The organism is Pseudomonas sp. N-1-13 (assembly GCF_057787095.1).
On record NZ_JBYNRI010000001.1, the window covers coordinates 5,495,223 to 5,510,946 of the forward strand.

Annotated in this window: 12 protein-coding genes; all 12 read right to left on the reverse strand. The window is 61.6% G+C overall.

Translation table 11 applies throughout. The annotated features are described in order from the left end of the window. Nucleotides 1-120: 120 nt before the first annotated feature. The 12 genes from mdoH to AC3I65_RS24700 all read right to left on the reverse strand — a co-directional run bounded on the left by mdoH (nucleotide 121) and on the right by AC3I65_RS24700 (nucleotide 15,694). Complete coding sequence (mdoH, locus tag AC3I65_RS24645) at nucleotides 121-2,691, reverse strand: glucans biosynthesis glucosyltransferase MdoH (RefSeq protein ID WP_047226943.1); 2,571 nt, start codon at nucleotides 2,689-2,691, stop codon at nucleotides 121-123. Further along, entirely contained in the window at nucleotides 2,684-4,423 is a 1,740-nt protein-coding gene (locus tag AC3I65_RS24650) for a glucan biosynthesis protein G (RefSeq protein ID WP_230682610.1), read from the reverse strand. The genes mdoH and AC3I65_RS24650 overlap by 8 nt, the downstream gene beginning before the upstream one ends. Before the next feature lie 349 nt (nucleotides 4,424-4,772). Further along, nucleotides 4,773-5,210 carry a D-aminoacyl-tRNA deacylase gene (gene dtd, locus AC3I65_RS24655; protein WP_076383364.1) on the reverse strand — a complete coding sequence of 146 codons (438 nt, stop codon included), beginning with the start codon at nucleotides 5,208-5,210 and terminating at the stop codon, nucleotides 4,773-4,775. Further along, entirely contained in the window at nucleotides 5,207-6,178 is a 972-nt protein-coding gene (pip, locus tag AC3I65_RS24660; protein ID WP_047226941.1) for a prolyl aminopeptidase, read from the reverse strand. The genes dtd and pip overlap by 4 nt, the downstream gene beginning before the upstream one ends. Nucleotides 6,179-6,283: 105 nt before the next feature. Beyond that, a complete protein-coding gene (locus AC3I65_RS24665) occupies nucleotides 6,284-7,198 on the reverse strand; it encodes an alpha/beta hydrolase (RefSeq protein ID WP_488524236.1) in 915 nt (304 codons plus the stop codon). A 181-nt stretch (nucleotides 7,199-7,379) separates the two neighbouring features. Further along, nucleotides 7,380-8,327, reverse strand: a complete 948-nt coding sequence (locus AC3I65_RS24670; protein ID WP_047226939.1) for a choline ABC transporter substrate-binding protein — start codon at nucleotides 8,325-8,327, stop codon at nucleotides 7,380-7,382. Nucleotides 8,328-8,534: 207 nt separating this feature from the next. Beyond that, nucleotides 8,535-9,338 carry an N-formylglutamate deformylase gene (hutG, locus tag AC3I65_RS24675; protein ID WP_488524237.1) on the reverse strand — a complete coding sequence of 268 codons (804 nt, stop codon included), beginning with the start codon at nucleotides 9,336-9,338 and terminating at the stop codon, nucleotides 8,535-8,537. A gap of 11 nt (nucleotides 9,339-9,349) precedes the next feature. Further along, nucleotides 9,350-10,552, reverse strand: a complete 1,203-nt coding sequence (gene hutI, locus AC3I65_RS24680; RefSeq protein WP_281459759.1) for an imidazolonepropionase — start codon at nucleotides 10,550-10,552, stop codon at nucleotides 9,350-9,352. Between the two features lie 120 nt (nucleotides 10,553-10,672). Further along, nucleotides 10,673-12,205, reverse strand: a complete 1,533-nt coding sequence (hutH, locus tag AC3I65_RS24685) for a histidine ammonia-lyase (RefSeq protein ID WP_047226936.1) — start codon at nucleotides 12,203-12,205, stop codon at nucleotides 10,673-10,675. Between the two features lie 115 nt (nucleotides 12,206-12,320). Then, nucleotides 12,321-13,844: a histidine ammonia-lyase gene (gene hutH / locus AC3I65_RS24690; RefSeq protein ID WP_047226935.1), complete on the reverse strand. Its 1,524-nt coding sequence runs from the start codon at nucleotides 13,842-13,844 to the stop codon at nucleotides 12,321-12,323. A gap of 171 nt (nucleotides 13,845-14,015) precedes the next feature. Beyond that, nucleotides 14,016-14,846 (reverse strand): quaternary amine ABC transporter ATP-binding protein, encoded by an 831-nt coding sequence (locus AC3I65_RS24695; RefSeq protein ID WP_488524238.1) that lies wholly within the window; start codon nucleotides 14,844-14,846, stop codon nucleotides 14,016-14,018. Continuing rightward, the gene (locus tag AC3I65_RS24700; RefSeq protein WP_047226934.1) at nucleotides 14,843-15,694 is read right to left on the reverse strand and encodes an ABC transporter permease; all 852 of its coding nucleotides are present in this window, start codon (nucleotides 15,692-15,694) and stop codon (nucleotides 14,843-14,845) included. Before AC3I65_RS24700 ends, AC3I65_RS24695 begins: the two co-directional genes overlap by 4 nt. Between the last annotated feature and the right edge of the window lie 30 nt (nucleotides 15,695-15,724).

Consider the following 15,724-nt stretch of genomic DNA (forward strand, 5'->3'; position numbering starts at 1 on the left):
GCGAACTATTACGGTTAGGGTAATGGTCTGCGCATAGGGTCCATTCGGGCGGTATTCACATACTCAAACAGCCCCCAACAAAAAGCCCCGCTTCCTTTCAGAAGCGGGGCTTTTTGCGTATCAGGCCAGTTGAGGCTGTGCGCTCATGGGCTGAAGCGGCAGTAACGGAGCGTGGGGATCGGCCTTGACCGATGCACGCCACGCCGACAGCCATTCGGTATGCCCCTCGCTCCAGACCTGCTCATGCAGGCGGGACAGGGCCACCGGGTCGCTCAGCAGCGCCAGTCGCTCGCTGTTGTTCAGGCCCGCCGGGCCCACCTTGAGGGCATGACGAACCCGTTCGATCCGCAGCCATTCGATCGGCTCGGCCTGGCCGTGACGCGAGGTGGCCAGCGCAAAGGCCAGGGCGTTCTGTTGCGGATCGACCACTGCGCGGATGAAACCGTCGTTCAGCGCGTGCCAACGGTTTTCATGAGTGTACTGGTCAGTCGACAGCAGTTCCTGTGGCGGTGCGTATTCCTCGGGGATCAGGAACAGGCTTTCATCGCGGGACTTCAAGCCAAGGCCCACTCGGCTGGAGATTACCGACACCGGAATCGACAGCATCAGCGAACCGACGATCGGCACCAACCACCACAAAAAGCTCGGGTTCAGCCAGATCACCAGCAAGGCCCAGAAGAAGCCCAGCAGGGTTTGCGGGCCGTGGCGTTTGACGGCTTCGCTCCAGGGCGTGGAGTCGTCGTCACGTTTGGGCGAGTTCCAGGTAGCGGCCCAACCCAGGAAGGCGGCGAGCACGAAGCGGGTGTGGAAAATCATCCGCACCGGCGCCAGCAGCATGGAGAACAACATCTCCAGCAGCATCGACATCGTTACCTTGAACTTGCCACCAAACTCTTTCGCGCCCTTGGCCCAGATCAGGATGATGCTCAGCAGCTTGGGCAGGAACAGCAACACGATGGTGGTGGAGAACAGCGCGATGGCTTTTTCCGGATGCCACTGCGGCCACAACGGGTACAACTGGCGTGGCTCGAGGAAGTATTGCGGTTCCATCAGCGTGTTCACCGCCAGCAGCGCGGTGGATAGCACCAGGAAGAAGAACCACAGCGGTGCCGACAGATAGGACATCACGCCGGTCAGGAATACCGCGCGATGCACCGGGTGCATGCCCTTGACCAGGAACAGCCGGAAGTTCATCAGGTTACCGTGGCACCAGCGACGGTCACGCTTGAGTTCGTCCAGCAGGTTCGGCGGCAACTCTTCATAGCTGCCCGGCAAGTCATAGGCAATCCAGACGCCCCAGCCGGCACGGCGCATCAGCGCTGCTTCAACGAAGTCGTGGGACAGGATGGCCCCGGCGAACGCCCCTTTACCAGGCAACGGCGCCAGGGCGCAGTGCTCGATGAACGGCTTCATGCGGATGATCGCGTTGTGACCCCAGTAGTGGGATTCCCCCAACTGCCAGAAGTGCAGGCCGGCGGTGAACAACGGACCGTACACCCGAGTGGCGAATTGCTGCATGCGCGCATACAGCGTGTCCATGCCCGAGGCGCGTGGCGCGGTCTGGATGATGCCAGCATCCGGCGTGGCTTCCATCAGGCGCACCAGGCTGGTCAGGCACTCGCCGCTCATCACGCTGTCGGCGTCGAGCACGACCATGTACTTGTAGTCACTGCCCCAGCGACGGCAGAAGTCGTCGAGGTTACCGCTCTTGCGCTTGACGCGACGACGACGGCGGCGATAGAAAATCTTGCCAAAGCCCCCGGCTTCACGGCAGACGTCCAGCCAGGCTTGCTGCTCGGCGACACAGATATCGGTTTCGTTACTGTCGCTGAGTACGAAGAAGTCGAAACGATCCAGGTCCCCGGTGGCCGCAACCGACTCGAACGTGGCGCGCAAACCGGCGAACACTCGCGGCACGTCCTCGTTGCAGATCGGCATCACCAGCGCGGTGCGGGCGTCCTTGGGAATTGGCTCGTTGCCGGCACTGGCACCGGAGATGCGGTACTTGTCGTGACCGGTCAGCAACTCGAGAAAACCCATCAGCGCCGTCCAGAAACCGGCCGATACCCAGCAGAACAGGATCCCGAACAGAATCAGGATGCTGGTCTGCAATGCATAGGGCAGCACCTGGGTAGCGGTCTGCAACAGCGGCTGATGCAGGACTTCGTCCAGGTCCACCAACGACCAGCCCTGGTACGGCATGATGCCCTTCATGTACCAGCCGGCGACGATGGTCTGGCCGAGCATCAGGATCAGCAGGATATAGCGACGGATCGAACCCACGGTGCGCCAGCGTGCGTGCGGCAGCACGCGCTCGTCCTTGGGTGGCTTCGGCGGGTTGGTGCGACCTGTCAGGCGACGCCAGGCGCGCACCAGGATATTGGTGCGCCACGGCTCCGGTACCACCTTGGTCCGACGAATCGGCGGCGTGGCTTTGAGACAGACACGCCCGCTGGCGTCGAGCGCCAGCATTTCGGCGTCTTCGAGTTCTTCGGCGGTGCTCAGGGTCAGCCGACGGCCCACCGAGGCTTGCGCCGCTTCGGTAGGTGCATCGAAAGTCGACGACGAAAGGCGCTCGTGCAACTCGCTGAAAGACTTGCAGCCCGCCAGCTCGGCACGCTGCGCATCGGTCATGGGCAAATGGGCCAGATACTCGCTGAGCGTCTCTGGCTGTACTGGAGTATTACTCATCGGCTGGCAACTGATAGCTCCAGGTCTCGGTCAGGACTTGTTCAGTCGGTTCCGGTTCCTGCGGGGTTGGGGTCGACTCAGCGGCAGTGGACGCGTTGTCGGCCTTGGCTTCTTTTTCCTGCTCTTTTTCTTGCGCGATTTCCTTATCGCTCTGCTGCCTGGCAACCTTGTCAGCCTTGGCAAGGGTCGTGGTCACCGCATGGGACGCGGCAGGCGCTTCAACCGGAACCAGTGGACGGACCAGCGCGGCGCGCAATTCAGTGGACTGTTTCGGGTCTTTGATCTTCAGTCGCAGGGTCAGGCGCCAGCCCTTGGTTTCAGGGTTGTAACGCACATTATTCTCGACGATCTCGCCGTTTTCGCCGACGCTCACCTGACTACGCACTTCGGCGTCTTCCGGCAGGGCTTGCAGGGAAGGACCTTCGAAGTCCACCAGATAAGCCACGCTGCCGTCCGGCTGACGGATCAGGTTGGACTGCTTCACGTCACCGGTCGAACGCAGGGTCTGCTTGACCCAGGCGCTGTCCGGCGAATGCAGGTTGGCTTCGTCGAGGGTCCAGTGCAGGCGATAGGCGAAGTCCAGCGGCTGACCTGGCTCAGGCAGCTTTTCCGGGCTCCAGAACGCCACGATGTTGTCGTTGGTTTCGTCAGCGGTCGGAATTTCAACCAGATCGACGGAGCCCTTGCCCCAATCGCCTTTCGGTTCGATCCAGGCACTTGGACGCTTGTCGTAGCGGTCATCGAGGTCTTCGTAGTGGCTGAAGTCACGACCGCGTTGCAGCAGGCCGAAACCACGCGGGTTTTCTACCGAGAAATTGCTCACGGCCAGGTGTTTCGGGTTGTTCAACGGGCGCCAGATCCACTCGCCGTTGCCGGCATGGATCGACAAGCCGCTGGAGTCGTGCAGCTCTCGACGGTAGTTCAGGATCTTGGACGGCTGGTTGGCGCCGAACAGGAACATGCTGGTCAACGGAGCAATGCCCAGCTTGGTGACGCGATCTCGCAGGAACACGCGCGACTTCACGTCGACGACGGTGTCGGTGCCCGGACGCAGGATCATGCGATAGGCACCGGTAGCCCGTGGCGAATCCAGCAGGGCGAAGATCACCAGGTGCTTATCGGTCGGCTTCGGACGCTGGATCCAGAACTCGCGAAAGCGCGGGAATTCTTCACCCGATGGCAGGGCGGTATCGATGGCCAGACCACGGGCGGACAAACCATAAACCTGGCCCTTGCCGATGACGCGGAAGTAGCTCGCGCCCAGCATGGTCATGATTTCGTCTTGCTTGTCAGCCTTGTTGATCGGGTACAGCACGCGAAAACCCGCGTAGCCCAGTTTCTCCGTGGACTTGGGATCGAACTTGACGTCACCGAAATCGAAGCGCGTCGGGTCATACTTGATTTCATCGACGGTGGTCGCGGTGATCTCGTTGATCTTCACCGGCGTGTCGAAATGCATGCCTTGGTGATAGAAGGACAGCCTGAACGGCGTCTTCTGATCTGCCCACTCGGCTTTTTCGGTGCGGAAACGGATTTTTTGATAGTCAGCGAATTTCATTTCGCGGAATTCGTTCGGCAGATTGCTGCGCGGGGCTTCGAATTTTTGCCCGGCCAGTTCTTGAGCCTTCGCCGATACATCATCCAGGCTGAATGCCCACAGTTGGCCCGCGCCAAACAGGCACAGCAGGGCCGAGCCCGCTACCAGAGCGTTTCTAAACCGTTTGGCAGTCATTTTTGGTGCATTACAGGGACTAACAATCACGAGCAACCCTCGCCGAAAACAGATCAAAAAACCAACGGCCAGATAAAGTATCTGCAAGGTATCGGCATTGAAATCCGCACCTGCAGGCCACTCTTGCCAAGTTGGCGAGCATTGTTCCGACTCCGATGGGACAAAATGATTCCCCAAACGGCCCAGGACAAGTCTCTACCTAAGTCAAATGGACCAGCGAACGCTGGTCCCCCGTAGCGCGCGATTATCTAGTAGCCCGCGTGACAACGCATCAGGGGTAACAAAGTATTTATCGAGAAAACTCCCTGTTTTGCCTCGAAACAGGACCGAAAAGATGTTTCAAACACTTTCAGACCTGTAACAGGAAGGTTACCGGGCCGTCGTTAACCAGATGCACCTGCATGTCGGCGCCGAATCTACCTGATGCCACAGTGCCATGCACCTGTTTCGCGTGGGTGAGCAGATAGTCAAAGAGTTCCTCGCCCAAGGCCGGAGGTGCGGCCGTCGAAAAGCTCGGGCGTAATCCGCTTTTGGTGTCCGCCGCCAGGGTGAACTGCGACACCAACAGCAAGCCACCGCCGACATCTGCCAGGGACAGGTTCATCTTGCCATCAGCGTCGCTGAACACCCTGTAGTTCAGTAGCTTGTGCAGCAACTTGTCGGCGCTGGCCCGGGTGTCCTCGGGCTCGACCGCCACCAGCACCAGCAGGCCCTGGTCCACCGCGCCAACGACTTCCCCTGCGACCTCGACCCGAGCGCCGCGGACCCGTTGCAACAGCCCCTTCATGCTTCTTCGGGCGGCAGGTCGAGCAGACGCCGGGCCATTTGGGCGGCGGCGCGCACCAACGCATCGGTAATACCCGGCTCCGAAGCGGCGTGACCGGCGTCGCGGATCACCTGCAGTTCGCTGTTGGGCCAGTTCTGATGCAGTTCCCAGGCATTGTCCAGCGGGCAGATCACATCGTAACGGCCGTGCACGATGACGCCCGGTAGATGGGCGATCTTGCCCATGTCACGGATCAACTGGTTGGGTTCGAGAAAAGCGTTGTTGGTGAAGTAATGACACTCGATCCGGGCAATCGACAACGCCCGCTGCGGCTCGGAGAAGCGATCGACCACCAGCGGGTTCGGGCGCAGGGTCGCCGTGCGACCTTCCCAGGTCGACCAGGCCTTGGCCGCGTGCATCTGGGCGATCTGGTCATTGCCTGTCAGGCGTTTGTGGAAGGCAGCGAGCAGGTCGTCGCGCTCGTCCAGGGGGATCGGTGCGATGTAATCCTGCCAGTAATCGGGGAACAGGCGACTGGCGCCGGCCTGGTAGAACCACTCGATTTCCTGCGGACGGCAGAGAAAGATCCCACGCAGAATCAGGCCGTGTACCCGCTCGGGATGGGTCTGGGCGTAAGCCAAGGCCAGGGTCGAGCCCCAGGAGCCGCCAAACAGCACCCATTTTTCGATGCCCAAATGTTTGCGGATGCGCTCCAGATCTTCGACCAGATCCCAAGTGGTGTTGTTTTCAAGGCTGGCATGAGGGGTGGAGCGGCCACAGCCGCGCTGGTCGAAGGTAACGATGCGGTACAGGTTCGGATCGAAGTAGCGACGGCTCTGGGCATCGCAACCGGCACCCGGGCCACCGTGAATGAACACCACAGGCAGGCCTTCCGGGGAACCGCTTTCATCGACATAGAGCGTGTGGGTGTCATCGACAGCCAGATCGTGCCGGGCATGAGGTTTGATCTGCGGGTACAAAGTCTGCATTGCGCGCTCCGTAAGGGGTCGAGTCATCCCTGGGGGGACTTCTATTTAATCTGCCGTCCGGCATCATAAACCCGAATTACCCGAATGAGCATGTCCCCTGCGCAGTCAAAGCGTGTCAGCCAGATACGCCAGCAGTGTGCGATACATCTGATCGACCTCCGGCACTTGGCCCCGGCCACGTAAACAGCCGTGAACCAATCCTCCCCCGACATACAGCACAGCATCCACACCTGCGCTGTTCAGCCGCTCGCTATAAAGGACGCCGTCGTCGCGCAACGGGTCCCATTGCGCCACGACGACCAGCGCTGGCGGCAGGCCGCTCAGGTCATCGGCGAGCAACGGCATGGCGAGGGAAGACGGTTGAGCGTCGCTCAGATAGAGGGCGCGATAACTGTCCAGATCGCTGCTGCTCAACAGTGGCGCATCGGCACATTCGCGCCGCGAGGGCAGATGGGCCGGGCCACCGAGGGCGGGATAAATCAGCACCTGACCCCGTGGCAGCGCTTGCCCGGCATCGCGCAAGGCCAGGCATAACGCGGCGGCGAGATTGCCTCCGGCGCTGTCACCGGCCACCAGCCGACGGCGAGGGTCGATGGCAAAGGGGGTGGCCGCCAGGTGATGCCACACGGCGAGGCAGTCTTCAAAGCCGGCGGGGAACGGATGCTCCGGCGCCAGTCGATAATCCACCGCCAGCACCAGCACGCCGAGGGTCGCGGCCAGTTCCATGCAGATGAAGTCGTGGGAGTCCAGATCACCCACCACCCAGCCGCCACCGTGCAGATAAAGGATGCATGGCCACCCTTCGGACGGCGGCGCGCTTCGAGGACAGTAAGCCCGCACGGCTACCCCGGCCAGCTCGAGATCCTCGACTGCCAGCGCTTGCGGGCATGGCGGGGTGAAGGCCCGGCACATCTGGCTGTAGGCCTGGCGCAGACCAGGGAGGCTGTTGTCCGGGGCGTTGAAGCTCAGGGTTTGGTCGATGAAGGCGGACATTGCCTGGGAGAGTGGATAAGTAGCCATGGAACGACGCCAACATAGAGGATCGGGATGGGCGCTGATTATGAGACGAGGGGATCTAAGTGAGAGCAAGGCTTGCCCGCGATGACGGCGGTACATTCAACATCAGTGTCGACTGACATATCGCCGTCGCGGGCAAGCCTTGCTCCTACAGATAAATCCCCTCGCCACGATCATCTAATCGTCAATTCTTGAGACTGGCCTGCACCGCCGCCACGCCATCCTTGCCGTCAAAACTGGTCACCCCGGTGAGCCAGCGCTGAAGATCCTCGGGGTGCTCACGCAGCCATTGCCGGGCGACGTCCTGGGGTGTCTTGCGCGCCATGATCGGCACCATCAACTGACTTTCCTGGGCGGCGGTGAAAGTGAGGTTTTCCAGCAAGCGGTTCACGTTCGGACAACGCTGGGCGTAGTCCGGCGCGGTGACGGTGGAGACCGTCGCGGCGCCTTCGTTCGGGCCGTAGACGTCTTCGCTGCCCGTCAGGTAGGTGATGTTCATATTGATGTTCATCGGGTGCGGGGTCCAGCCGACGAACACCACGAACTCCTTGCGATTCACCGCCCGCTGCACCGCCGCCAGCATCCCGGCCTCACCGGACTCGATCAGCTTGAAGTCCTTGAGGCCAAAGTGATTGGTTTCAATCATGGTCTTGATGGTGGTGTTGGCGCCGCTGCCCGGCTCGATGCCGTAGATTTTTCCGCCGAGCTGCTCCTTGAACCGGGCGATGTCGGCGAAAGTCTTGAGGCCCGCTGCGGCCACGTAGTCCGGCACCGCCAGCGTGGCTTGGGCATCGGCAAGGCTTGGCTGGTCCAGGACTCTCACCTGGTTGGCCGCCAGGAACGGAGCGATGTTGTTGTCCATCGCCGGTTTCCAGTAGCCCAGGAAGATATCGAGGCGCTTGTCACGAATGCCAGCGAAGATGATCTGCTGCACGGCGCTGGTCTGTTTGCTTTCATAACCCAGACCGGTGAGCAACACATCGGCCATGCCACTGGTGGCGATCACGTCGGTCCAGTTGACCACGCCCATGCGCACCGTCTGGCAGGACGCCGGCTCGGCGGCCATTGCCCCGCTGCTCAGGATGGCGGTACCGCAGAGGATCGACAGACAGCGTTTGAACAGTCTTTTCATCGGGAAGGTCTCGTGCGGCAGCGATTATTGTAGGTCGGTGTCTTGGTGCACCGTGACCGGAACATTACGCAGCGTCGAGGGGCTGAAGATGAACTGTGGCGACCCGGTTTTGCACGGTGGCGACCGTTCCCCTGCGAGGCTCAAGGCCACATCTATCTGAGGGAGCAAGGCTTGCTCCCCCCCCCCCCTAGCCCCAGGAAACAGGCATTATTTCTTGTAGGCCTGCTGCCCCCACGCCAGCAAGCCTTCCAGCAATTCCCTGAGCACCACCTGGGTCGGTTCCGCCAGATCCGCACGGTAGTTGAACGGCTCGAACTCTTCCATGTAGGTGCTCTGGCACAGTTCCAGTTGCACCGCGTGGATGTCCTCAGCCGGGTTGCCGTAGTGCCGGGTGATATGTCCGCCCTTGAAACGTCCGTTGAGCACGTGGGTAAATTCGCCGTAGCGGGCGCAGATGGCTTCGAGCTGGCTGGCCAGGGTCGGGTCGCAACTGGCGCCGTTGAAGGTGCCGAGGTTGAAGTCCGGCAACTTGCCGTCGAACAGGTGTGGGATCACCGAACGGATCGAGTGGGCGTCGAACAGCAAGGCATAGCCGAATTCGGCCTTGAGCCGCGCCAGTTCCTGCCGCAGGGTCTGGTGGTAAGGCACCCAGATCTGTTGCAGATAAGTCGCCCGCTCCGCGGCGGACGGCTCCAGCCCCTGGCGAAACAACGGTACGCCATCGAACAGGATCGAAGGATACAAACCGGTGGTGGCACCAACGTACATCGGTTTGTCATCGTCGGGGCGGTTCAGATCGATCACGAACCGTGAATATTCAGCGGCCAGGGTGCTGGCGCCCAGTTCGGCGGCGAACTCGTAAAGCTTGGGAATATGCCAGTCGGTGTCCGGCAAGCTCTGGGCCTCAGGGATCAAACCAGCCTTCACCGCCGGGGTCAGGCGCAGGCCGGCGTGGGGCATGCTGATCAACAGCGGCACGCGCCCTTGCTTGAAATTCAGGACCTTCTCCACAACCGTTCTCCTTAATCGATTTCCACGCCGTGACGCACGACGCGTTTTTCCAGATCGCCACCCAGCCAGTACGACAGGTCGGCCGGGCGGTCGATGTGCCAGGCGACAAAGTCCGCGACTTTGCCGACTTCCAGCGAACCGTGAGTGGCAGCCATGCCCAAGGCCTGGGCCGCATGAATCGTCGCCCCCGCCAGAGCCTCCTCAGGGGTCATGCGAAAGCAGGTGCAGGCCATGTTCAACATCAAGCGCAACGACAGCGCCGGCGAGGTGCCGGGGTTGAGGTCGCTGGCCACGGCGATCTTCACGCCGTGCTTGCGCAGGGCATCCATGGGCGGCAGCTGGGTTTCGCGCAGGAAATAAAATGCCCCCGGCAGCAGCACCGCCACCGTGCCGGATTCGGCCATGGCCCTGGCGTCGTCCTCGGTCATGAATTCCAGATGATCGGCCGACAGCGCCTGATAACGGGCCGCCAGGCTTGAACCGTGCAGCGACGACAATTGTTCAGCGTGCAGCTTCACCGGCAGGCCCAGTTGTTGGGCGGTGATAAACACCCGTTCGACCTGCGCCGGGGAAAACGCCAGGTACTCGCAAAATGCATCCACCGCATCCACCAACCCTTCGGCGGCGAGGGCCGGGAGCATTTCGGTGCAAATGTGCTCGATGTAGTCATCGGCGCGATCAGCGTATTCCGGTGGCAAGGCGTGGGCCGCCAGGCAGGTGCTGCGCACGCTGACCGGCAGCTGTTCACCCAGGCGACGGATGACCCGCAGGATCTTGCGTTCGCTGGCCAGGTCAAGGCCGTAGCCGGATTTGATTTCCACCGTGGTCACGCCATCGCGCATCAGGCTTTTCAGGCGTTTGGCGGCGCTGTTGAACAGTTCATCTTCGCTGGCGGCCCGGGTAGCGCGCACGGTGCTGGCGATGCCCCCGCCGGCCGCTGCGATCTCGGCGTAGCTGACGCCCTGCAGGCGCTGTTCGAATTCACCGCTGCGGTTGCCGCCGAACACCGTGTGGGTGTGACAGTCGATCAGCCCAGGAGTGACCCAGGCGCCCTTGAGGTCGTTGACGGCTGGGTAATCACCGGCCGGCAGCTCGGCGCGCGGGCCGATCCATTGAATCAGCTCGCCGTGGGTGACGATGGCGGCGTCTTCGATGATCGAGTAGACGCCCTGGGCCATGGTGGCGGCGTGGCAGTTTTGCCAGAGGGTTTTCATCCCGGTTTCCTCGAATTATTGAAGATCGAATCGCGAGCAGGCTCGCTCCCACAAGGACTTCTGGTGTACCGGGGCTCTACACCACCCCCTGTGGGAGCGAGCTTGCTCGCGATGAGGTCCTTACAGGCTCGGCAACAACTGCGCCGTGACCAGTTCATTCAGGCAACGACTGGCCAACAACTCGCTCGCCGCATTGATGTCCGGCGCGAAGAACCGGTCTTTCTCATAGAACGGCACTTCTGCGCGCAAGAGGGCGCGGGCCTGCTCCAGCTTGGCAGAGGTCTTCAAACCGCCGCGCAGATCCAGCCCCTGGCACGCCGCCAGCCATTCCACCGCCAGAATCCCCCGGGTGTTCTCGGCCATTTCCCACAGCCGCTTACCGGCGGCGGGGGCCATGGACACGTGGTCTTCCTGGTTGGCCGAAGTCGGCAGGCTGTCCACCGAATGGGGATGGGACAACGCCTTGTTTTCGCTGGCCAGGGCAGCAGCGGTGACCTGGGCGATCATGAAGCCGGAGTTCACCCCGCCATTGGCCACCAGAAACGGCGGCAGTTGCGACATGTGCTTGTCCATCATCAGCGAAATACGCCGCTCACTCAGCGAACCGATTTCGGCGATTGCCAGGGCCATGTTGTCAGCGGCCATTGCCACCGGCTCGGCGTGGAAGTTGCCACCGGAAATCACGTCGCCCTCGGCGGCGAACACCAGCGGGTTATCCGATACGGCGTTGGCTTCGATCACCAGCACCTCAGCGGCCTGGCGGAACTGGGTCAGACAGGCGCCCATCACTTGTGGCTGGCAGCGCAGGGAATACGGGTCCTGGACCTTGTCGCAATTCTGGTGGGAAGCGGAGACTTCGCTGCGCTCGCCCAGCAGATCGCGATAAGCAGCGGCGGCATCGATCTGGCCTTTCTGGCCGCGCGCGGCGTGAATACGCGCATCGAATGGCGAACGCGAACCGAGCACCGCTTCTACCGTCAAGCTGCCCAGAGCCAGGGCGCCGGCGAACAGGTCTTCGCCTTCGAACAGGCCACGCAGGGCAAACGCAGTGGACACCTGGGTGCCGTTGAGCAGCGCCAGTCCTTCTTTGGCCGCCAGGGTCAGCGGCGCAAGGCCGGCCACTTTCAGCGCTTCGACAGCCGGCAACCATTCACCTTTGTAACGGGCCTTGCCTTCGCCCAACAGCACCAGGGACATGTGGGCCAGCGGCGCCAGATCACCCGAAGCGCCGACCGAGCCTTTCAACGGAATGTGTGGATAGACCTCGGCATTGATCAGCGCAATCAGCGCATCGATCACCTGCCGACGGATGCCGGAAAAACCCCGGCTCAGACTATTGACCTTGAGCACCATGACCAAGCGCACCAGCGCATCGCTGATCGGCTCGCCCACGCCAGCGGCATGGGACAGCACCAGAGAGCGTTGCAGGTTTTCCAGGTCTTCACTGGCGATGCGGGTCGAGGCCAGCAGACCAAAACCGGTGTTGATGCCGTAGGCCGTGCGATTCTCGGCGAGAATCTGCTCCACGCAGGCGACGCTGGCTTCGATCTGCGCCGACGCGCTGGCGTCGAGGCTCAGGGTCACGGGTTGCTGATAAATGTCACGCAATTGAGCCAGGCTCAATTGGCCGGGAATCAGGTTTAAGGCAGTCATGTATTGCTCCTTTTGAGAGTTTTGTTTTCACCCGCCAGTCGCTCCGGAATGTTCCGTTATCCGTCACCCTCGCCTTTTGGGCGGTGGATGCCTTGGCACGCTGGCGGTTTTTTGATCAATTCAAATTCGGTAAAGCGTTGTGCAACACGGCTGGATCTTTAAGCAGCGCGGCAGCGCTGGCGATGTCCGGCGCCAGCCAGCGGTCCTCGTCGTAGGCCGGCACATGCTCACGCAGCAGTTTCCAGGCAACGTCAGTGCCGGCACCGAAGCGTTGCGTCTTGAGAAACTCAAAAGCCTGGGCGGCCAGCAGGTATTCGATGGCGAGGATCTGCGTGCAGTTTTCCAACGCCCGGTGCAGCTTCAGGGCGGCGTTGGTGCCCATGCTCAGGTGATCTTCCTGCAAGCCCGAGGTGACAAAGTTGTCGAGCACCGCCGGCTGGGCCAGCTGGCGATTTTCCGCACACAGCGACGCGGCGACGTATTGCACGATCATCATCCCCGAATTTACCCCGGGGTTGGCCACCAGAAAGGCCGGCAGGCCGCTGACGTGGGGGTTGATCAAACGGTCGAGACGACGTTCGGCGATGGAGCCGATTTCGGCCATGGCAATCGCCAGCAGATCCGCCGCCAAAGCCACCGACTGACCGTGGGGGTTGGCCTGGGACATGACCCGGAAGCTCTCGGGCGTGCCCAACAACAGCGGGTTATCGGTGCTGGCGTTGAGTTCGGTTTCGATCTGTTGCCGGGCATGGGCCAGTTGGTCGCGAGCGGCACCGTGGACCTGAGGAATCGAGCGGATGCTCAACGCATCCTGGGTGCGAATGCCCAGGCTCGAAGCGATGACTTCGCTGCCGTCCAACAGTGCTCGCAAGTTGACGCCGACCTGTTGCATGCCAGGGTGCGGCTTGAGGGCGATGATCTGGGCATCGAACGCCGCGATCTGCCCGCGCTGGGCCTCGAAGCTCATGGCGCCGATCACGTCGGCCCATTGCAGCAGCCGCGTCGCATCGGCCAGGGCCAGGCAACTGAGGCCGGTCATGCACGGCGTGCCGTTGACCAGGCACAAACCGTCCTTGGCCCCCAGTTGCACCGGTTGCAAGCCCTCTGCGGCCAGAGCCTGTTGCGCCGAGACGATTTGCCCGCGATAGCTGACATTGCCAACGCCCAACAACGCGATGCTGATATGGGCCATGTGGGTCAGGTAGCCCACCGAACCCTGGGACGGCACTTGCGGGGTGATGCCGCGATTGAGCAGCGCCAGCAGGGCTTCGACCACCCGGCGATGAATGCCGGACTTGCCCTGGCTGTAGTTGAGGATGGCCGCGCAGACAATCGCCCGGGTCTGTTCATCGGCCAGCGGCGCGCCAACGCCACAGGCATGGCTGAGCAGTGTGTTGCGCGACAATTGGCTGAGCTGTTCGTCCTTGAGCGAGACATTGCACAGGGCACCCAGGCCGGTGTTGACGCCATAAGCGCGCTCGCCGCTTTCGACGATGCGCTGGACGATGGCCTGGGCATTGTCGATCCGCGCCCAGGCCTGGGCCGACAGCTCAAGCTCGGCACCGAAGCGGGCGACCGCGACCACATCCTGCCAACGCAATGGCGCGTCGGCGATTACGATTTTTTCAGCCTGGGACATCTTCAACCTCATGCTTATAACCTGAACATTGATGCAGCTTTACCGGCGCCATCGCGAGCAGGCTCGCTCCCACAGGGATTTGCTTTGGACACAAAATGGGGTGAACAAAAAAGACCCCATTGTGGGAGCGAGCCTGCTCGCGATGGGAGCAGCCCAGCCACCACAAATCCCTCAAACCACCGCAGCCCTGCGCTGCACAAACCGATCAACATACTCATCCGCCGGCGAGTGCAGGATCTCTCGGGGTGTGCCGACCTGGATCAGCTTGCCATCCTTGAGAATCGCGATGCGGTTGCCGATGCGCACGGCTTCGTCGAGGTCGTGGGTGATGAACACGATGGTCTTGTGCAGGGTCTTTTGCAGTTCCAGCAACTGGTCCTGCATTTCCGCGCGGATCAGCGGGTCGAGGGCGCTGAAGGCTTCGTCCATCAGGATGATGTCGGTATCCGCCGCCAAGGCACGGGCCAGGCCCACGCGCTGGCGCATGCCGCCGGAGAGCTGGTGCGGGTATTTGTTCTCGTAGCCCTTCAGGCCCACGGTGTTGATCCAGTGCAGCGCCCGTTCGGCGCACACTTGTTTGCTTTCGCCACGCACTTTCAAGCCATAGGCGACGTTGTCCAGCACGCTCTTGTGGGGCAACAGGCCGAAGCTCTGGAACACCATGCTGATCTTGTGCCGGCGAAATTCGCGCAGGGCTTCCATGTCCAGTTGCAGAATGTCTTCGCCGTCCACCAGGATCGCGCCACTAGTAGGATCGATCAGCCGGTTGAAGTGGCGCACTAAAGTGGACTTGCCGGAGCCGGACAGCCCCATGATCACGAAGATCTCGCCGGTGCCAATGCTCAACGACAAGTCGTTCACACCGACCACACAACCGGTTTCGGCCAGCACCTGGTCCTTGGTCTTGTTCTGGCGGATCAGCTCCAAAGCCTCCTTGGAGCGATTGCCGAAAATCTTGAAGACGTTCTTGACTTCGATCTTGCTGATGGCTGCGTTGTTCATTTGCTCACCTCATGCCGAGGACGACCATAGGCCTGGGTAATGCGGTCGATGACCACGGCGAGAATCACGATCGCCAGCCCGGCTTCCAGGCCGCGTCCGACGTTGAGGGTCTGGATGCCCACCAGCACATCTTCGCCCAGGCCACGGGCGCCGATCATCGAAGCGATGACGACCATCGACAGGGCCATCATGGTGGTCTGGTTGATCCCGGCCATGATGCTGGGCAGGGCCAGGGGCAGTTGCACGCCGAACAGCTGTTGCCAACGGTTGGCGCCGAAGGCATTGATGGCTTCCATCACTTCGCCGTCCACTTGGCGAATGCCCAGGTCGGTCAGGCGAATCAATGGCGGCGCGGCGTAGATCACCGTGGCGAAAATCGCCGGGACCTTGCCCAGGCCAAACAGCATCAATACCGGAATCAGGTACACGAAGCTTGGCATGGTCTGCATGATGTCCAACAACGGCATCAACACCGAACGCAGGCGATTGCTGCGGGCCGAGAGGATGCCCAGCGGAATGCCGATCAACACCGAAATAAATGTCGCCACCAGCATCAGGGCGAGGGTCTGCATCAGTTTGTCCCACAGGCCCACCGCGCCCACCAGGAACAGCAGGCCGACAATCACCGCCGTGGTCGCGACCTTGCGGGTGGCGTGCCAGGCAATGCCGCCGACGATGGCCAGCATCAACCACCAGGGTGCCATGCGCAGCAGGCCTTCGAGGTTGACGATGGCCCACAGCAAGGTGTCGGAAATGTGCCGGAACACATCGCCGTAGTTGGTCACCAGGGAGTCGACCCAACTGTTGACCCAGTCGGCGATGGAGAAGGTAAAGCTTTCGGGAAACATAAGAGACTCTCGATCAAGTGGATGCAGTGA